Raw genomic sequence first — 19,104 nt, 5'->3', positions numbered from 1 at the left:
GCATCGATGCGCCGGTGGTGGGGAGTGAGTATCCATGGGCACTGAAGGCATGAGTGCGGACCGTGTGGCGGACAGGGGCTCGCGCGCGAACGGCAGGCATGGCGACAGAGAGCGCGGAGCGCACCGCGACGGCTGGCACGGCAATGGCGGGCACGGCAAGGGCGGGCACAGCAAGGGCGGGCACAGCGATGGCGGGCGGAGCGATGGCGGGCGGGCGCGGTCTCGGGCGGATGACCTGCCGCCCCTGTGGGTGGAGGAGCCCGCGATCCGGCCGCGGCTGCCCGATCCGATCAGAAACGCGGCGGTGCGCTCGGTGCTGATCGTGGCGTTCACGCTGATCCAGGCGGTGATCGCGTTCCTGTGCACCATGGCGGGCTCCTGGCTGGCCTTCCCGATGGTCCTCTCCAGCGTGGCGAGCACGGTGGTGGCGACCTGGGCGGTCCTTGACGTGTGGGTCACCCGCCAGGTGTGGAACCAGCGCAACGGCGTGGTGTCGGTGCCGAGCAGCACCGCTCGGGAACTGCGCCGGGAGCGGCGCCGGGTGCGGCGTGCGGCCCGGACGGCCGAGCGGCCGGGGCACGGCCGAATAGGGCAGAGCAAGACGGGCAGTCTCTCCCGGGCATAGCGGCCCGGAGGAGCGCTGGTGCTGGTGGGTCTGGTGGGTGAGGTGCCGGAGCCGGACGCGGGCATGTCCGTGCCCGTGCCCGTGGGCAGACGGCGGGGCGGCGGCGCCGGGGCGCTGCGGTCGGTCGACCGCGCGGTCAGCGTGCTGGAGGCGCTGGCCCGGCTCGGCGAGGCCGGAGTCACCGAGATCGCCGATGAGCTGGGGGTGCACAAGTCGACCGCGTTCCGGCTGCTCGGGGCGCTGGAGAACCGGGGTCTGGTCGGCCAGGAGAAGGAACGGGGGAAGTACTTCCTGGGCGCCGGGATGCTGCGCCTGGCCGGTGCCGCGGCCGTGCGGCTCGACATCTCGCAGGAGGGCGTGCCGGTCTGCCGTGCGCTGGCGGACCTCACGGGCGAGACCGCCAACGTCGCCGTGCTCGACGGGGACGCCGCCGTCAACATCATGCAGGCACGCGGCGCGGCGGCCGTCTCGGCGTTCAACTGGCTGGGCCGGCGCACCCCGCTGCACGCGACCGCGAGCGGCAAGGCGCTCCTCGCCCACCTCCCCGAGGAGCGCCGCGAGCCCCTGCTCGCCCAGGGGCTCGCGCGCTTCACCGCGCACACCATCACCGATCCGGCCGTGCTCCGCGCCGAGCTGGCGCGGGTGGTGGAGCGGGGGTACGCGCAGACGGCGGAGGAGCTGGAGGACGGGCTCAACGCCCTGGGGGTGGAGGTGCGCGGCCACGACGGCTCCGTCATCGGCGCGATCGGCGTCTCGGGCCCGGCGTACCGGATGCCCCGGGAGTCACTCCCGGAGGTCGCCCAGCGCGTCCGGGAGGCCGCTCGGGACCTCTCGCGTCGCATGGGGCATCCCGCGTAACTCCAGGGCCGACAGCGCGCCACGTCCCCTTCCGGACAGGTTCTGACACACGTTCTGGACAGGCGAATTCAAGGCCTCACGGGCTTCGCCGTGCGACCGGTCCGACCCTCTTGACGCTCCCCTGGGCCGTCCTCAGGATGTCTCACATCGCGCAACCGGTAGTGCTCTGCGCAACAGGAGGGTGAGGCCGTGTATGACGAGGTCCGCACCACCCCCGCACCCGACCCCGCCCACGCGCGCGTCGTCGTCATCGGCGCCGGGATCGTGGGCTGTTCGCTCGCCGACGAGCTCACCGCACGGGGCTGGTCGCACGTCACCGTCGTGGAGCAGGGGCCGCTGCCCGCGCCGGGCGGGTCCAGCTCGCACGCGCCCGGACTGGTCTTCCAGACCAACGCCTCCAGGACCATGACGTCCTTCGCGGCGTACACGGTGGAGACCTTGCGCGGGCTGAGCGTGAAGGGCGAGCCCTGTTTCCGGGCGGTCGGCGGGCTGGAGGTGGCCACCACCTCGGAGCGCTGGGCCGATCTGCACCGCAAGGTGGGGCTCGCGGCCGCCTGGGGCGTACGGGGCGAGCTGCTCACCGCGCACCAGTGCCGGGCGCTGTGGCCGCCGCTGGACGGGGAGAAGGTGCTCGGCGGCTTCCTCACCCCCGACGACGGGCTCGCCGACGCGGTGCTCGCCTCCCGGGCGCTGCAGGCACGCGCCGAGGCCCGGGGCGCCCGGTTCCTGGCGCGGCACACGGTCACGGCCATCGAGCGGGAGGATGGCCGCGTCACCGCCGTCGTCACCGACCGGGGCCGCTTCCCGGCCGATCTCGTGGTCTCGGCCGCCGGCTTCTGGGGCCCGGTGATCGGAGAGCTGGCCGGGGTGACCGTGCCGCTGCTGCCGCTCGCCCACCAGTACGCGACGACCGCCCCGCTGGCCGGGCTCACCGCGCGGGCGGCGGCCGCGCTGCCGATCCTGCGTCACCAGGACCGCGACCTGTACTTCCGTGCGCACACGAACGCGGAGGGGGCACGGCTGGGCATCGGTTCGTACGCCCATCGGCCGCTGCCGGTCGACCCGTTCGCGGTCCCGTCGTACGACGACGCGCCCGCCATGCCCTCCTCGCTCGCCTTCACCCCGGAGGACTTCGCGCCGAGTTGGGCGGATGCCACAGCGCTGCTGCCCGAGCTCGCGCACAGCGAGGTCGCGCACGGATTCAACGGTGTCTTCTCCTTCACGCCGGACGGCATGCCGCTGCTCGGCGAGTCCCGGGAGCTGCGCGGGTTCTGGCTGGCCGAGGCGGTGTGGGTGACGCACTCGGCGGGCGTGGCCAGGGCGGTCGCCGAGTGGATGACGGACGGCCGCCCGTCGCTCGACGTGCATGCCTGCGACATCCGGCGCTTCGAGGACGTGCAGCTCACACCGCAGTACGTCGAGGAGCGGGCGGCCCAGAGCTTCGTCGAGGTGTACGACGTGATCCATCCGCTCCAGCCCATGGAGCGCCCGCGCCCGCTGCGGACCAGCCCCTTCCACGTACGGCAGCGCGAGCTCGGGGCGTACTTCCTGGAGGGCGGCGGCTGGGAGCGGCCGCACTGGTACGAGACGAACGCGCCGCTGGTGGACGGGCTGCACATCCCGGTGCGCGATTCCTGGTCGGCGCGGTACTGGTCGCCGATCGCGGCGGCGGAGGCGAAGGCGACGCGCGAGCGGGTCGCGCTGTACGACATGACCCCGCTGCGGCGTCTGGAGGTGACCGGGCGCGGAGCCCTCGCGTTCCTGCAGCGGATGACGACCAACCAGCTGGAGAAGAAGCCGGGTTCGGTGACGTACACCCTGCTGCTCGACGACGCGGGCGGCGTCCTCTCCGATCTGACCGTGGCACGCCTGGCCCCCGACCGCTTCCAGGTGGGCGCCAACTCCCCCGCCGACCTGGACTGGCTGCTCGCGCACGCGCCGGACTCCGTCACCGTCCGGGACATCACCTCCGGCACCTGCTGCGTCGGCGTGTGGGGTCCGCTCGCCCGCGAGCTGGTCCAGCCCCTGACCCGCGACGACTTCTCGCACGCCGCGTTCGGCTACTTCCGGGCGAAGGAGACGGTCATCGGGAACGTGCCGGTCACCGCGCTGCGGCTGAGCTACGTCGGTGAGCTGGGCTGGGAGCTGTACACCAGCGCCGATCTGGGGCTGCGGCTGTGGGACACGCTCTGGGAGGCGGGGCAGCGGCTCGATGTGGTCGCGGCGGGCCGCAGCGCCTTCGAATCGCTGCGCCTGGAGAAGGGCTACCGCGCCTGGGGCCGCGACATGACGGCCGAGCACAGCCCGTACGAGGCGGGGCTCGGCTTCGCGGTCCGGCCGGGCAAGGGCGAGTTCACCGGCCGCGCCGCGCTGGGCGACCCCTCGGCCGTGCGGCGCCGGCTCACCTGTCTGACCCTGGACTCCCGTTCGGCGGTGGTCCTCGGCAGCGAGCCGGTGCTCGTCGACGGCGCGCCCGCCGGTTACGTCACCAGTGCCGCGTACGGCTACACGATCGGCCGGTGCGTCGCGTACGCCTGGCTGCCGGTCCTGGCGCCGGGCACGGCGGTCCAGGTCGAGTACTTCGGCGAGAAGGTCCCCGCGACCGTCGCCGAAGAGCCGCTGTTCGACCCGCGGATGGCCTACCTCATGCGGTGAACGGCCGCACCACGGCCCCATGAGGCGGGCCCGGCCGCACCGACCCCTCCGGGAGGAAACATGGCTCCGACGTACGACGTGATCGTCCTCGGCCTCGGCGGCATGGGTTCGGCCGCCGCCCAGCACCTCTCCGCGCGCGGGGTCCGCGTCCTCGGCCTGGAGCGGTTCGGCCCGGTGCACGCGCACGGCTCCAGCCACGGCGGCTCGCGGATCACCCGGCAGTCCTACTTCGAGGACCCGGCGTACGTGCCGCTGCTGCTGCGGGCGTACGAGCTGTACGACCGCATCGAGCGGGACTCCGGGCGCGAGATCGCGCTGCTGTGCGGCGGAATGATGGTGGGCCGCCCCGAGTGCCGTACGGTCGCGGGCGCGGTGCGCTCGGCCCGGCAGTGGGACCTGCCGCACGAGATGCTGGACGCCCGCGAGATCCGGCGCCGCTTCCCCGCCATGAGCCCGCTCGACGACGAGGTGGCGCTCTACGAGGCGCGGGCCGGGCTGCTGCGGCCGGAGACCACCGTGGCGGCCCACCTCCAGCTCGCCACCAAGGCGGGCGCCGAGCTCCACTTCGAGGAGCCGGTGACCCGCTGGGAGGAGCTGCCGGGCGGGCGCGGGGTGCGCGTCCACACCGCCGAGGACAGCTACACGGGCGGCCAGCTGGTGATCTGCCCGGGCGCCTGGGCTCCCGAGCTGCTCGCGGACCTCGGCGTGCCGATCCGCGTCGAGCGGCAGGTCATGTACTGGTTCGGGCCCGAAGGCGGCACCGAACCGTTTCTCCCGGAGCGCCAGCCGGTCTTCGTGTGGGAGGAGGCGGACGGGGTCCAGGTGTACGGGTTCCCGGCGATCGACGGCCCCGCGGGCGGCGTCAAGGTCGCGTTCTTCCGCAAGAACGGCGCCCCCTGCACGCCCGACACCATCGACCGTACGGTCGCCGCGTCCGAGGTCGAGGAGATGGCGGCGGCCATGCGCCGGGTGACACCGACCCTGCCCGGAACGTTCCTGCGGGCCGTGACCTGCATGTATTCGACCACGCCGGACGAGCACTTCGTGATCGCGCGGCATCCGGCGCACCCGGGTGCCGTCACCGTGGCCTGCGGCTTCTCGGGGCACGGCTTCAAGTTCGTACCGGTGGTCGGCGAGATTCTCGCCGATCTGGCACTCGACGGGACGACGGCCCATCCCCTCGACCTCTTCGACCCGCGCAGATTCAGGGCGACGGCGCAGGCGGAAGCGGGCTCGGACACCCGAGGAGGCGCGCGATGACCGCCGAGGCCGCCGAGCGCGGACCGAGCCTCCTGGAGACGCTGCCCGGCCGGTTCTACAGCGACCCGGCGGTCTTCGCCCGCGAGCAGGAGCGGATCTTCGAAGCGCTGTGGTTCTGCGCGGTGAGATCCGCCGACCTCGACCGGCCCGGCGCCTTCCGCACGGTCCAGGTGGGCCGCGAGAACGTGCTGGTGGTGCGGGCGCGCGAGGGCGCGCCGCGGGCGTTTCTCAACGTCTGCCGGCACCGGGGCGCCCGGGTGTGCGCCGAGGAGAGCGGCACGGTCCGGCGCACCCTGCAGTGCCCGTACCACGCCTGGACGTACGACCTCGACGGCCGGCTGGTCGCCGCGCCGAACCTGGCGCGGATGCCGGACGTGGACCGCGAGGAGCGCGGGCTGCTGCGGGTCGCGCTGCGCGAGTGGCTCGGCTATGTGTGGGTGTGCCTGGCCGAGGAGCCGCCGTCGTTCGAGGACACGGTGGTCGGCGCGGCCACCGAGCGGCTGGGCGACCCGGCGGCGGTGGAGCGCTACCGGCCCGCGGAACTGGCCCTGGGTCGCCGGATCTCGTACGACGTCGGCGCCAACTGGAAGCTGATCGTCGAGAACTTCATGGAGTGCTACCACTGCGCGACCATCCACCCCGAACTCACCCACGTACTGCCGGAGTTCGCCAAGGGGTTCGCCGCGCAGTACTACGTGGGGCACGGCGCCGAGTTCGCGCGGGGCGCCGAGGGGTTCACGGTGGACGGCAGCGCGGGGTTCGGGCGGCTCGCGGGCCTCGCGCAGGCACAGGACCGCCGCTACTACGCGATCACCGTGAAACCGCAGGTGTTCGTGAACCTGGTGCCCGACCACGTGATCGTCCACCGGATGTTCCCACTGGCCGTGGACCGCACGGTCGTCGAGTGCGACTGGCTGTACGCGCCACAGGTCGTGGCGTCCGGTGCGGACGTCTCCCGGTCCGTGGAGCTGTTCCACCGCGTCAACGTGCAGGACTTCGAGGCGTGCGAGCGCACCCAGCCCGCCATGGATTCGCGGGCGTACCGGCACGGCGGGGTGCTGGTTCCCAGCGAACACCACATTCGCGCCTTTCACGAGTGGGTTCTCACGTGTCTGAAACGTCACATGTCTGAAGTGTGAATACCTGGGTAGCGGCGACCCGGGGCGCCTCGTGATCACGGCGCCCCCGACTTTGCCGCCCGGCCGTCGGCCGGGCGGCCGGGGGAACTGAGGAAGTCAAGGAGCGTCATGCCTGAACTGTTCATCGGCGGCCGATGGAGCGCCGCCGTCGACGGGGAGACCCGCGAGATCCGCTGCCCGGCGGACGGCTCGCAGGTCGCCGTGGTCGACGAGGCGGGTCCCAAGGACGCGGCGGCCGCGGTGGCCGCCGCCCGCGAGGCATTCGACCGCGGCCCCTGGCCCGGGACCCCCGCCGCCCAGCGGGCCGCGCTGCTGCTGCGCGTCGCCGACCTCATCGAGCGTGACGCGGCCGCGCTGGCGCGCGCGGAGTCCCTGGACACCGGCAAGCGGCTGGTCGAGTCCGAGTACGACATGGCGGACATCGCCAACTGCTTCCGCCACTTCGGCCACCTCGTCGCGGCCCAGGAGCCCGGCCGGGTCGTCGACACCGGGAACCCGGTGACGGACAGCCGTACCGTCACCGAGCCGGTCGGCGTCTGCGCGCTGATCACGCCGTGGAACTACCCGCTGCTGCAGACCGCGTGGAAGGTCGCGCCGGCCATCGGCGCGGGCAACACCTTCGTCCTCAAGCCCAGCGAGCTGACCCCGCACACCGCGATCATGCTGATGCGGCTGCTCACCGAGGCCGGACTGCCGGACGGCGTCGCCAACCTGGTCCTCGGCACCGGCCCCGCCGTCGGCGCGCCGCTGGTAGAGGACGAGCGCGTGGATCTGGTGTCGTTCACCGGCGGACTGACCACCGGGCGGCACGTGATGGCGTCGGCGGCCGCCACCGTCAAGCGCACCGCGCTCGAACTCGGCGGCAAGAACCCCAACATCGTCTTCGCCGACGCCGACTTCGAGGCGGCCGTCGACTACGCGCTGACCGCCGTGTTCCTGCACTCCGGCCAGGTCTGCTCGGCGGGCGCGCGGCTGCTCGTGGAGGACTCGCTGCACGACCGCTTCGTCGACGAGGTGGTGCGCCGGGCGCGGCTGATCAGGCTCGGCGGCCCCTTCGACGAGCAGGCCCGCACCGGCCCGCTGATCTCGGCGGGCCATCTCGCCAAGGTCGAGGCGTATGTGGCGGCCGGGCTCGCCGAGGGCGCGGTGCTGCGCTGCGGCGGCGCCCGCCCGGACGACCCGGCGCTGGCGAACGGCCACTACTACCTGCCGACCGTCCTGGACGAGTGCACGGCCCAGATGTCCGTGGTCCGGGACGAGTCGTTCGGGCCGGTGCTGACCGTGGAGCGGTTCCGCGACGAGGACGAGGCGCTCGCGCTGGCCAACGGCACGATCTACGGCCTGGCCGGAGCGGTGTGGACCAGCGACGAGGCGCGTGCGCGGCGGGTCGCGGCCCGGCTGCGCGCGGGCACGGTGTGGATCAACGACTTCCACCCGTACGTCCCGCAGGCCGAATGGGGCGGGATGAAGCAGTCCGGCACAGGCCGCGAGCTCGGTCTCGCCGGGCTCGCCGAGTACCAGGAGATCAAGCACATCTGGCGCAACACCGAGCCGCGCCCGCAGCGCTGGTTCGACTGAACGACCGCTGCCCGCGGCGCGGTCCGAGTGGACAGCCGCCGCGCAGCGCGGTTCCGCCGCACGCCCGTCCCTGCCCTCCCCTCTGCGCGATCCAGTACGAGGAGTGATCCCCGATGACCGCCACCACACCCCCGCCCCCCTCTCCCTCCCCAGCCCGGGCGGGCGCCGACGCCGACGACGCCGCGCTCGCCGAACTCGGGTACAAGCCGGGCCTCAAGCGGACCCTCGGCAACTTCCACACCTTCGCCGCCGGGATCAGCTACATCTCGATCCTGACCGGCACGTTCCAGATGTTCTACTTCGGCGTCAGCCTCGGCGGCCCGGCCTACTGGTGGTCGTGGCCCATGGTCTTCATCGGCCAGCTGATGGTCGCGCTCTGCTTCTGCGAGCTGGCCGCCCGCTACCCGGTGGCCGGGTCGGTCTACAACTGGGCCAAGAACCTGGGCGGTCCACACGTCGGCTGGCTGGCCGGCTGGATGATGACGCTGGCGAGCATGGTGTCGCTGGCCGCCGTGGCCCTGGCGCTCCAGCTGACGCTCCCTCAGATCTCTTCGTGGTTCCAGTTCGTGGGAGACGGCAGCGGGAAGTACGACGCGGCCGCCAACGCCGTGGTCCTCGCCTGCGGGTTGATCCTCTTCACCACCCTGGTCAACGCGTTCGGCGTCAAGCTGATGGCGCGCATCAACACCGCGGGCGTCTTCATCGAGCTGGTCGCCGCCGTGATCCTGGTGATCCTGCTGGCCGCGCACATCACCCGGGGCCCCAGCGCCATCGTGGAGACGCACGGCATCGGGGCGGGCCAGAACCTGGGCTACTTCGGCGCGTTCCTCACCGCGTCGCTCGCCTCCGCGTACGTCATGTACGGCTTCGACACCGCGTCCTCGCTCGGCGAGGAGGCGGTCGACCCCAGCCGCAACGCGCCGCGCGCGATCCTGCGGGCCCTGATCGCCTCGTTCGTCATCGGCGGCCTCATCCTGCTGTGCGCGCTGCTCGCCACGCCCGACCTGAGCGCCCCCGAACTCTCCGTGGACGGGCTCCAGTACGTGGTTCTGAGCACCCTCGGCGACACCATGGGCCAGGCCCTGCTGTGGTGCGTGGTGATCGCGGTCGTCGTCTGCGAGCTCGCCGTGCACACCGCGGGCATCCGGCTGATGTTCGCGATGGCCCGTGACAACAACCTGCCGGGCGGCAGCCGGCTCGCCAAGATCAGCCCGCGCTTCCAGACCCCGATCGCGCCCGCCGTGGTCTGCGGGATCGTCGCCATCGGCATCCTGCTGGTCAACATCAAGCAGCCGCAGATCTTCTCGGTCGTCACCAGCATCGCGATCATCATGATCTACGTCGCGTACCTGCTGGTCACCATGCCCATGCTGGTCCGCAGGCTGCGCGGCACCTGGCAGCCCGCGCCCGGGCGGTTCTCGCTCGGCCGCTTCGGTCTCCCGGTCAACATCCTCGCGGTGCTGTGGGGCCTGGGCATGACCGTCAACCTGCTGTGGCCGCGCGCCGCCGTCTACAACGCGGCGGCCCCTTACCACTGGTACCTGCGCTGGGGCGGCGTGCTGTTCGTCGGCGCCGTCACCGTCGGCGGGTTCGCCTACTACTGGTTCGTCCAGCGCCACCGCACCGGCGTCCTCGCGGACCACGCCGCAGAGAAGCAGGACACCGACACCGACCCCGCCACCACCCCCGGCAACCCCGCCGCCGCCACCGGCTGAAGCAAGGAGCGAAGCAATCATGAACGAGGCCAACACCCCTGTGGCCACGGAAGAGTTCGACTACGTCGTCGTCGGCGGCGGCACCGCGGGCAACGTTGTCGCGGCCCGGCTCAGCGAGGACCCCTCGGTGACCGTGTGCGTCCTGGAGGCGGGCCCTTCGGACGTCGGCGACGACAACGTGCTGCGCCTGGAGCGCTGGATGGGGCTGCTCGAATCGGGCTACGACTGGGACTACCCGGTCGAGCCGCAGGAGCGTGGCAACAGCATGATGCGCCACGCGCGCGCCAAGGTGCTCGGCGGCTGCTCCTCGCACAACTCCTGCATAGCCTTCTGGGCGCCCGCCGAGGACCTGGGCGGCTGGGCGGCCGAGGGCTGTACGGGCTGGGGCGCCGAGGACGTCTTCCCGCTCTACAAGCGCCTGGAGAACAACGACGCGCCCGGTGAGCACCACGGCCGCAGCGGCCCGGTGAAGCTGCGCACGATCAAGGGCGAGGACCCGTGCGGCAGCGCGCTGCTGGACGCGTGCGCCCAGACGGGCATCCCCACCACGCCCTTCAACACCGGCCGTACGGTCATCAGAGGCGCCAACTGGTTCCAGATCAACTCGGACGAGAACAACATCCGCCAGTCGTCCTCGGTCGCGTATCTGCACCCGATCATCGGCAAGCGGCCCAATCTGACCGTACGGACCGGGATCCGCGCCAAGCGCCTCGTGATCGGCGAGGACCGGCGCTGCACGGGCGTGGAGTACCTGGACCCGGACCTGATCCACACCCGTACCGTCTCCGCGCGGCGCGAGGTCGTCGTCAGCTGCGGCTCGATCGACACCCCCAAGCTGCTGATGCTCTCCGGGATCGGCCCCGCCGACCATCTGCGCGAGGTGGGCGTCCAGACGCTGGTGCACTCCCCCGGCGTCGGCGAGAACCTCCAGGACCACCCCGAGGGCGTCATCATGTGGGACGCCAAGCGGCCGATGCCGACCCGCTCCAACCAGTGGTGGGAGATCGGGATCTTCGCGGACACCGAGCCGGGCCTGGACCGGCCGGACCTGATGTTCCACTACGGCTCGGTGCCGTTCGACATGAACACCGCCCGCTACGGCTACCCGACCAGCGAGAACGCGTTCTGCCTCACCCCCAACGTCACGCACGCCAAGTCGCGTGGCACGGTGCGGCTGCGCACCCGCGACTACCGGGACAAGCCGATGGTCGACCCGCGCTACTTCACCCATGAGCACGATGTGCGGGTGATGACGTACGGGCTGAAGCTCGCCCGGGAGATCGCCGCGCAGCCGGCGCTGGCGGACTGGGCGGGCGCGGAGCTGGCGCCCGGGCCCGACGTCCGTACCGACGACGAGCTCTTCGAGTACATCCGCACCACGCACAACACCGTCTACCACCCGGCGTGCACGGTGAAGATGGGCGCCGACGACGACGCGATGGCCCCGCTCGACGCGCGGCTGCGCGTCAAGGGCATCAGCGGACTGCGCGTCGCCGACGGCTCGGTGATGCCGGAGCTGGTCACCGTCAACCCGTGCATCACGACGATGATGATCGGCGAGAAGTGCGCGGACATGATGAAGGCCGACGCGGCCTGAGCGTGCTGGTGGGGGGCGCGGACGCGCCCCCCACCGCTCACGCCGGCTTCTTGAACATCCGCGTCGCGGTGATCTCCCCGTGCACCGACCCGTCGGGGTCGGCCGGCAGGCCCGGCCGCAGGTGCTCCTCGACGCTGATGTACTTCAGACCCGCACGCAGGTCCGCGTCGTTGCGCAACCGGATGACCAGCGGGAACTCCGCGAGCGCCGTCGTGTCGAACAGGCCCGTCGTGTAGAGGAGCTGGACGCCGAGCGCGTCCGACACGGCCCGCTGGAGCTCCAGCAGATACGTGGCGTTGGCCCGGCCGATCGGGTTGTCCAGGAAGAGCGTGCCCGCGTGGCGGTGCTTGTCGCGGCCCCGGTCGTTGCTGCGCAGCGCGGCCATCGTGCAGTACAGCGCGATCGCGGCGGTGAGCAGCTGACCGCCGGAGAACACGTCGCCCATCTGCCCGACGGGGACGCGCTCGGCGCGCAGCACCGCGTCCGGCTTGAGAATCTCCACGGCGATGCCGCGCGGCTCAAGGGCCGCCTGAACTCCCCGCAGCAGCAAGGACATTCCGTCCCGGCGCATGTCGGAGTTCTTCTTCACGGCCGCGCGCGTCGCCTCGTCGATGACCTCGCCCAGGCGCTCGGTCAGCGTCGCCTGGTCGGGCTCCTCGAAGCGGATCCGCAGGAACTCCTGGCCCGACCACTCGCCCAGCCCCTCCGGCAGCTGCGAGAGCCGCTGGGCCGAGCGCAGGGTGGTCAGCGCCGACTCGACGAGCCCGCGCAGCCGGTCCACGATCGAGTCCCGGTTGCGCTCCAGCTGCTCCAGCTCGTCGGTGAGGACCCGCAGCCGGGGCGCGAACGCCGCGGCCCAGGACGCCGCGTGCTCGGGCAGCGCGGCGGCGGGCAGCTCCCGGATCTGCTGGCGGGCGGGGGTGCGCACCTGCTCGTACCGGGTCGCGTTGGCGTGCCGGACCAGGACGTCCGAGGCCTCGCGGACGGCGGCCTCGGCGGCCGACAGGTCGCCCGCGCAGCCGCGCAGCGAACGCCGGGCCTCGGCGGCCGACTGCCGGGCCTCCGCCAGATCGCCGGGGAACGGCTCGGGCGTCTGCTCGTCCTCGTCCTGCTGGTGGTCGCGGAGCAGGTCGCGCAGGAGCGCGGCCGTCTCGTCGAAGCCGCCGGCCGCGTCCTCGGCGGCGCGGTGGGCCTGGAGGAGCTCGGCGTGCGCGGCGCGCGAGGTCTCCAGCTCGGCGGTGCGGGCGGCCAGTTCGGCGGTGGCAGTGCGCAGCAGGGCCTGTGCCTGCTCGGCGTCGCCGGGCACCTGGTCCTCGGGCAGCTCGGTGTGCGCCTCGCCGTCCTCGGGGGCCAGCCGCTCGGCCTCGCCGCGCAGCCGGCCGAGCTGCTCGCTCGCCGCCGAGGCCCTGGTCTCCAGGAGCTGTACGAGGGATTCGGCGCGGGCCGCGGCGGCCTGCCGGGACGGGCCGTCGGCGCCGTCGGTGCCCTCCAGGAGCTGGGCGGCGCGGGTGCGGACCTTGTTGGTGAGCCGGTTCAGCTCGGCGACGGCCGCGCTCTCGTCGCTCTCCGCGCGCGCCTGCTCGGCGCGCAGGTCGGCGCCGACGCCGACCTTCTCGTACAGCTGGGACGCGGCCCGGTAGGCCTCGCGCAGGGCGGGCAGCGCGGCCTTGGGGGCGTCGCCGTCCGGCTCCGGCAGGTTCTCCGGGGCGCCCGCGATCTCGGCGCGCTCGGCGCGCAGCGCGCGGGCGGTGCGGTGGGCGTCGTCGGCGGCGCGCTGCGCGGCGCGGCGGTCCTCGTCGGCGGCCCGGGCGCGCTCCAGGAGGGTCTGGGCGCGGGCCTCGGACTCGGCGGCCTCGTCGACGAGTTCGCGCAGAGTGGTCTGCCAGCCCGCGCGCTCGCGCAGCCGGAAGGCGAGCCCGGCCAGCACGTCGGCGGCGCGGCGGGCGCGCTGGGCGGCTTCCTGGCGCTCGTCGCGGACCCGGGACGCCTCGGCGGCGGCCTCGTCGGCCTCCGCCCGTTCCGTACGGGCCTCGGCCAGCTCCGCCACGGCGGCCCGGGCGGCGTCGCGCGCGTCCCGCGCGGCCGTGGCGAGCTCGTCGAGCATCCCGGGCGGGCAGTCGGCGCGCCAGGAGCCGAGCCGTGCGGCGAGCCCGCGGTCGCCCGCGAGGCGCGCGGCCAGGGCGCGGATCTCCTCGTCGCGGGCGGCGGCGCGGGCGCGCAGCGCCTGCCGCTCCTCGTCGGCGGCGTGCTCGTCGTGCATGGCCGGGTTCGGCGGGACGAGGAACACCTCGCTCTCGCCCGAACCCTGCGCGCCCTGCCGGGGCACCGGGGCCAGCAGCGCGGCGGTGGTGCCGACGGCGACCGCGGACCGGGGCAGCAGCGCGGCGCCGGCCAGCACCTCACGGGCCCGCACGTGCGAGGCGGGGTCGGTGATCACCACGCCGTCGACCAGTTCGGGCCGGGCCGCGAGCACCGAGGCGTGGTCGGCCGGGTCGACGGCCTGGGCGAGGTAGCGCCAGCCGGGCAGGGCCGGGATGCCGTGCTCGCCCAGGTACTCCACGGTGGCCAGCACGTCGGGGCCCGGCGGGAGCAGTCCGCCGTCGCCGAGCGCGCCGAGGATGCGGGCGTCGTCGGCGGCGGCGGTCCGCAGCTCGAAGAGGTTCCGCTCGGCGGAGGCGATGCCCTGGTCGAGGAGCTGCCGCAGCTCGTCGGCCTGGCGGTCCAGCTCCTCGGCGGTCAGCGGGGTGTCCGTACCGTCCGTCGCGAAGGCGGCGGGGGTGCCGCGCACCGCCGCGTGGACGGCCTCCGCCGCGTACATGGCTCCGCTGCGCGGCGACGGGACCCCGGCCGCCGGGGCGGACGGGAGGCCGAGGAGCTCCGCGAGGCGCTCGTCGGCGGCGATCGACTCGGCGGCGCGGCGCTCGGCGTCGTACGCGTTCCCGGCGGCCTCGGCGGCGTCCTGGGCGCGGGCGGCGGCCAGTTCGGCGCGCGCCTCGGTGGCGGCGGCCTCGCGGGCGCGCTCGGCGGTGGCGCGGGCGCTCTCGCGGGCCGTGTCCCAGGCGGCGACCGCGGTCTTCTCCGCGTCGCTCGCGGCGAGCGCGGCCCTGGCCGGGTCGGCGTCCGGGGCGCTGTCGTCCAGCCAGCCCGCCCGGACCGCCTCGGCGGTCTCCTGCTCGACCTCGGCGAGGCGCTGGCGCAGGTGCCCGGCCTCGCTGCGGGCGCGCTGGGCCTCGGTGGCGGCGGCCGTGGCGTCCCGGTGGGCCGCCTCGCTCGCCTCCTGGAGCGCGGCGGACCGCTCCTCCTCCTCGGCGGCGACCCGCTCGCCGTCCTCGGCGGCCGTGTGCAGCGCCCGTACGAGATCGGCTGCGGCGGTGGCGCGGGCGGCGAGCGCGGGCGCGGCGTCCCGCTCGGCCTCGCGGATGGCGGCGGCCACGCGCGCGGAGCGGTCGGCCGCGGCCTTGTGGCGCAGCACCGCCTCGGCGGCCTGCCAGGCGGAGTGCAGCGTACGGGCGTCGGCCAGCTCGCGGCGCTGGGCGGTGGCGGCCTTCTCGGCGACGGCGAGGGCCAGCGAGGCGTGACGGTAGGCGAGTTCGGAGGCGATCAGGGCACTGCGGCCGCGCGCCTGCTCGGCCTCGGTGACGGTGTGCGCGGCGGCGGTGACCCGCCCCGCCAGGTCGGTGGCGCGCCCGCGCTCCAGGCCCGCGCGCGCGGAGAGCCTGCGCGCCAGCGTGCGCGTACGGCGCTCGGCCCCGGCGTGGATGTCGCGCGCGCGGGAACGGGCCTCGGCGGCCTCGACGATCCGGGTGAGCAGGTCCACCGAACCGGCCGTGAAGTCGCGCTCGGCGGTCAGCTCGGCGCGCCGGCCGAGCTTGTTGCCGAAGCCGCTGACCAGGTCCGCGAGACCGTCGGTGTCCCGGGTGTCGGTGACGGCGCGCAGCAGCAGATCGGTGAAGTCGGAGTCCTTCTTGACCGCGAAGAGGCCGGCGGCCTCGCCCTCGTCGGCGTTCATCTCGCGCTGGTAGCGGAAGAGTTCGGGGTCCAGGCCCAGGTCGCCCAGGTGCTCGTTCCAGCGGTCGTGGATCTCCTCCCAGACCACGTCGAGGTGCGGATACGCCTTGCCCGCCTCGGTGACCGCGTCGCGGAAGCCCTTCATGGTGCGGCGCCTGCCCTGGGCGCCGGAGGTGCCCTCGGCGGACGGGCGCACGGCGCTGGACTCGGCGACCGGCAGCGAGTCGAGGCTGAGGCCTGGGCCGGGCCGGAACGAGTACCAGGCCTCGGCGAACTTCCTCGGGTCGTTGGAGACCTGCCGCCCGCGCCACTCGCTCACCTTGCCGACCACGACCAGCTCGCCGGTGAGGGTGTGCTGCCACTCCAGGGCGACGTGGCCGCAGTCGTCGGCGAGCAGGAACTTGCGCAGCACGCCGGAGCTGGCGCCGCCGAGGGTGTTGCGGTGGCCGGGCAGCATCACCGAGAAGATCAGCTTGAGCAGGACGGACTTGCCGCCGCCGTTCTCCAGGAAGAGCACGCCGGCGGGGGCGGGGCGGCGCGGCGGGCCGACCGGCTCGTCCTCGAAGAACTCCGCCTGGGTGGGCGCCGGGTGGGGCACGGGCGCGCCCACGCCGCGCAGGTCCAGCACGGTGTCGGCGTAACGCGCACCGGCGGGGCCGATGGAGTAGAGGCGGACCCGGGACAGCTCGTACATGGCGGACTCTCGTAGATGTGGCGGGTGGGTCGGGTGGGACAGGGTCAGGCGTGGAACGGGAGGCCGGCGTCGGCGGCCAGGTCGAGGTCGTCGGCGTCGGGGGGCGGCAGCAGGGTCGCGCTGCCGTCGCTGACCGCGACGACGCCGAGCTCCAGGAGCTCGGCGAGCGCGGCGCTGCCCGCCATGTCGCGGACCTGGAGCTGGTAGCGGGCGGTGGTGCGGTACGCGCCGCCCGCGTCGTCGCCGGTCCGCTGGAGGAAGCCGGACTCGGTGAGGAACGCGACGGCCTTGGCCACGATGCCGGTGGTGGATCCGGCGAGTCGGCGGGCGTCCTTGGTGGCGCCGGTCGAGCTGCGCCGGGCGTAGATGCGCCAGGCGGCCTCCAGGCCGGGGGCGCCGGTCTCGGGGTCGGTGTTCTCGCCCTGCTCGGCGGCGCGCTCCTCCAGACGGCGGCAGGCCTGGCGTACGAACGCGTCGACGCCGTTGACGGTGATCCGCCCGATGTAGCCGTCGTCGGCCAGGTCCTCGGGGCGGGGGAAGGCCATCGCGGCCACGGCGAGGTGCGCGAGGCCGTGCAGGAAGCGGTCCGCCGCGTCGGTGGCGGCGCGGCGGGCGTAGTCGCCCATGCGGACGGCGAAGACGGAGTCCTCGGCGGCGGTCACGGCCATGCCGGCCCGGGGCGAGACCTCCAGGACGACGAGGCCGAGGCCCGCGGCGACGGCGTCCGCGAGTCTGGCGAACGCGGGGTCCTCGCGGTGGCGGCGGAGCAGTTCCGCGTACTCCGCGTCGCGGGCGGGGAGGAGTTTGGGCTGGAGTCCGTAGGCGACGAGGCGGGCGGCGTCGGCGGCGTCGCCGGGGGTGATGCGCCGCTCGCCCCCGTCGCGGGGCGCGTCGACGACACCCGTTCCGGTACCGACACCGACACCGATGCCGTCGCCGGCCTCGGGCTCACGCTCGGGGTGGTGGTCGGTCACGGGGTCTCCTTGGGGGGTGGTCTTACGTTCGTGGTGCGGTGGGGGACGGGGTGCGGGTGGGGGGGGCGCCTGCGGCGGGCTGGTTCCCCACCCCGCCCCTTCCCTAAAGCCCTGGGCGGGCGGCCTGCTGGTTGTCCGCGGATCGTGGTGGGTTGCTCGCGCAGTTCCCCGCGCCCCTCCAGGGGCGCCCCGCAGGGGCGCATCCAAGGGGCGCGGGGAACTGCGCGACCAGCCACGACGGACCCGCAGACGAAGGGGAGCCCGGGGCGGAGCCCTGGGGCATCACGCCGCCTCCCGGTCCGCCGCCATCCCCGCCGCGTCCAGCCGGGCCGTCCCCACGATCAGGTCCGCCCCGCCGAACTCCGGGTCGTCCAGCTCCGTCCCGTCGTCGACGGCGAACAGCAGCCGCTCCTCGCCCTGCCGGTACGCCGTACCGACCGGCGGGCTCGCCGCGTGCACCGCGAGCAGCGCGACCAGATACGGCAGCTCGGGGTCGAGCCCGCGCGCGTCGGCCAGCAGGCCGGACAGCCGGCGCGGCGCGTCGTGCTCCAGGTCGAGCAGCTCCATCGCCGCCGCCAGCTGCTCCTCGCTGAAGCGGCTGTCGTCCGGCGTGGCGATCAGATCGGGCTCGGGCATCTCCGCGCCGAGGTGCTCCCGCTCCATCGGAGGCGTCAGCAGTATGTCGATGAGGTCGGCCACCCGCACCGAGACCGGCGTGCGCAGCCCCGTCCCGCGCGCGAAGAACGCGTCGGTCACCCGCGTCGCGTCCTCGACCGGCAGCGGCAGCAGCGGCGCGACCAGCTGCCCGTACAGATCGAGGCCGGTCCGCGCGGCCGGGCGCGCGAAGGCCTGGCGGTCCTGCTCGGCGCGGAACAGGGGCCCGGCCTCAAGGAGGCGCGACTGCAGCTGGGTGTGGCGCCGGATGCAGTCCTTGACGATGTCGACGAGCTCGGCGGCCCGCCGCTTGTTCTCGGGCTCCTCCGCCTCGTCGCGCGCCTTGCGGATGTTGGTCAGGATCGCGTTCTCGTGCCGGTAGCGGTCGGCGACGTGGTCGAGCGCCTCCGCGATCATGTCCGGGACCGCGTTGAGCCAGTCGACCGCGCGCACGTTGCGCCGGGTCGCCTCCAGGGTGCGGCGCAGGGTCTCCGCGTACTGCACGGTGCGGTAGCGCGCCTGCTCGGCGGCGAGCTGCGCGTCCGCGAGCCGGCCGCGGCTGATCAGCACCTCCAGCTTCACCTCGGCGGCGATCTGGGCGCTGGTGACGTCCGTGTCGAGCGCGCCCACCAGCACGTTCACGGCCTCGTCGGTCGTACGGAGGTAGACGCTGCCCCCGTACCCCGGAACCTCCTCGATCAGCTTGAAGTCGTAGTCCCGGCGCACATAGACACCGTCCGGGCTGAACGTCCCGTACACCGCGCGGAAGCCGCGGTCCACGCTGCCGACGTTGATCAGGTTCTCCAGGACCCAGCGCGCCACCCGCTCGTGCTCGGCGGCCGGGCGGCCGGGCGCCTGCGCGGCGACGCGCGGGATCAGCCTGGCCACGATCTGCTCGTGGTCGGCGCCCGTGTCGAAGTCCATGTTCAGCGTGACGAGGTCGATCGAGGCGAGGGCGACCTCCGCCATCGCGTACACCGAGTACTCACCCGCGAGGTTCGCCTTGCGCACGTCCAGGTCGTGCAGCGGGGCGGTGCAGGCGAGCGCGCGCAGCCGGCGCGCCAGCCCCTCGTCGGCGGCCGGGCCCGGTGCCGGGCGCGGCCCCGCGCTGAGCTGGGGCGGAACGGGTTCCGTCGAGGCAGGCGAAGTCACGCTGCACAGATTAGGTCCTCGCACTGACAACGGTCGAAACGGCGCAGATACGACCGCCCGGCCCGCCCGGCCCGCCGTCCGGCCCCGTCCGCCACCAGCACCTAGTGACCTGGTTTTGAGGTCGTGGGTCGCCACGTGAGGCGTCTCCTGTTTCAGGTTGCGGTGTTCGCCTGCGGCAGGTCACGCGTTCACGCT

General features: G+C 73.9%; 11 protein-coding genes. 8 read left to right on the top strand and 3 right to left on the bottom strand.

Annotated features, from left to right (window positions below; genetic code table 11):
• Positions 1 to 49 precede the first annotated feature (49 nt).
• The 8 genes from AB0G17_RS34850 to AB0G17_RS34815 all read left to right on the top strand — a co-directional run bounded on the left by AB0G17_RS34850 (position 50) and on the right by AB0G17_RS34815 (position 11,427).
• Positions 50 to 625, top strand: a complete 576-nt coding sequence (locus tag AB0G17_RS34850; RefSeq protein WP_361391424.1) for a hypothetical protein — start codon at positions 50 to 52, stop codon at positions 623 to 625.
• A gap of 63 nt (positions 626 to 688) precedes the next feature.
• Entirely contained in the window at positions 689 to 1,483 is a 795-nt protein-coding gene (locus AB0G17_RS34845; RefSeq protein WP_361391472.1) for an IclR family transcriptional regulator, read from the top strand.
• A 189-nt stretch (positions 1,484 to 1,672) separates the two neighbouring features.
• Positions 1,673 to 4,138: an FAD-dependent oxidoreductase gene (locus tag AB0G17_RS34840; protein ID WP_361391421.1), complete on the top strand. Its 2,466-nt coding sequence runs from the start codon at positions 1,673 to 1,675 to the stop codon at positions 4,136 to 4,138.
• A 60-nt stretch (positions 4,139 to 4,198) separates the two neighbouring features.
• On the top strand, positions 4,199 to 5,398 hold the full coding sequence (gene solA, locus AB0G17_RS34835; protein WP_361391418.1) for an N-methyl-L-tryptophan oxidase: 1,200 nt from the start codon (positions 4,199 to 4,201) through the stop codon (positions 5,396 to 5,398).
• Complete coding sequence (locus AB0G17_RS34830) at positions 5,395 to 6,537, top strand: aromatic ring-hydroxylating dioxygenase subunit alpha (protein ID WP_361391416.1); 1,143 nt, start codon at positions 5,395 to 5,397, stop codon at positions 6,535 to 6,537. Before solA ends, AB0G17_RS34830 begins: the two co-directional genes overlap by 4 nt.
• Before the next feature lie 108 nt (positions 6,538 to 6,645).
• Positions 6,646 to 8,115, top strand: a complete 1,470-nt coding sequence (locus AB0G17_RS34825) for an aldehyde dehydrogenase family protein (protein ID WP_361391413.1) — start codon at positions 6,646 to 6,648, stop codon at positions 8,113 to 8,115.
• Positions 8,116 to 8,228: 113 nt separating this feature from the next.
• Positions 8,229 to 9,830, top strand: a complete 1,602-nt coding sequence (locus tag AB0G17_RS34820; protein ID WP_361391410.1) for an amino acid permease — start codon at positions 8,229 to 8,231, stop codon at positions 9,828 to 9,830.
• 19 nt (positions 9,831 to 9,849) lie between these two features.
• Positions 9,850 to 11,427, top strand: a complete 1,578-nt coding sequence (locus AB0G17_RS34815; protein ID WP_361391407.1) for a GMC family oxidoreductase N-terminal domain-containing protein — start codon at positions 9,850 to 9,852, stop codon at positions 11,425 to 11,427.
• A gap of 37 nt (positions 11,428 to 11,464) precedes the next feature.
• On the opposite strand, the gene AB0G17_RS34810 is transcribed toward AB0G17_RS34815, so the two are convergent.
• The 3 genes from AB0G17_RS34810 to AB0G17_RS34800 all read right to left on the bottom strand — a co-directional run bounded on the left by AB0G17_RS34810 (position 11,465) and on the right by AB0G17_RS34800 (position 18,909).
• Positions 11,465 to 16,129 carry a hypothetical protein gene (locus tag AB0G17_RS34810; protein ID WP_361391404.1) on the bottom strand — a complete coding sequence of 1,555 codons (4,665 nt, stop codon included), beginning with the start codon at positions 16,127 to 16,129 and terminating at the stop codon, positions 11,465 to 11,467.
• Positions 16,130 to 16,173: 44 nt separating this feature from the next.
• Positions 16,174 to 17,103, bottom strand: coding sequence for a hypothetical protein (locus AB0G17_RS34805; protein WP_361391401.1), 930 nt, complete (start codon positions 17,101 to 17,103; stop codon positions 16,174 to 16,176).
• 282 nt (positions 17,104 to 17,385) lie between these two features.
• Positions 17,386 to 18,909: a hypothetical protein gene (locus AB0G17_RS34800; RefSeq protein WP_361391398.1), complete on the bottom strand. Its 1,524-nt coding sequence runs from the start codon at positions 18,907 to 18,909 to the stop codon at positions 17,386 to 17,388.
• Between the last annotated feature and the right edge of the window lie 195 nt (positions 18,910 to 19,104).

It is taken from the genome of Streptomyces sp. NPDC023838 (assembly GCF_040639555.1).
In the GTDB taxonomy this organism is placed as follows: domain Bacteria; phylum Actinomycetota; class Actinomycetes; order Streptomycetales; family Streptomycetaceae; genus Streptomyces.
This window is presented reverse-complemented; position numbering and strand designations above follow the sequence as displayed.

Coding starts and splice junctions, on each gene's coding strand:
- AB0G17_RS34825 (WP_361391413.1), top strand. CDS start 6,646: ATGCCTGAACTGTTCATCGGCGGCCGATGGAGCGCCGCCGTCGACGGG.
- AB0G17_RS34830 (WP_361391416.1), top strand. CDS start 5,395: ATGACCGCCGAGGCCGCCGAGCGCGGACCGAGCCTCCTGGAGACGCTG.
- AB0G17_RS34810 (WP_361391404.1), bottom strand. CDS start 16,129: ATGTACGAGCTGTCCCGGGTCCGCCTCTACTCCATCGGCCCCGCCGGT.
- AB0G17_RS34845 (WP_361391472.1), top strand. CDS start 689: ATGTCCGTGCCCGTGCCCGTGGGCAGACGGCGGGGCGGCGGCGCCGGG.
- AB0G17_RS34820 (WP_361391410.1), top strand. CDS start 8,229: ATGACCGCCACCACACCCCCGCCCCCCTCTCCCTCCCCAGCCCGGGCG.
- AB0G17_RS34850 (WP_361391424.1), top strand. CDS start 50: ATGAGTGCGGACCGTGTGGCGGACAGGGGCTCGCGCGCGAACGGCAGG.
- AB0G17_RS34815 (WP_361391407.1), top strand. CDS start 9,850: ATGAACGAGGCCAACACCCCTGTGGCCACGGAAGAGTTCGACTACGTC.
- solA (WP_361391418.1), top strand. CDS start 4,199: ATGGCTCCGACGTACGACGTGATCGTCCTCGGCCTCGGCGGCATGGGT.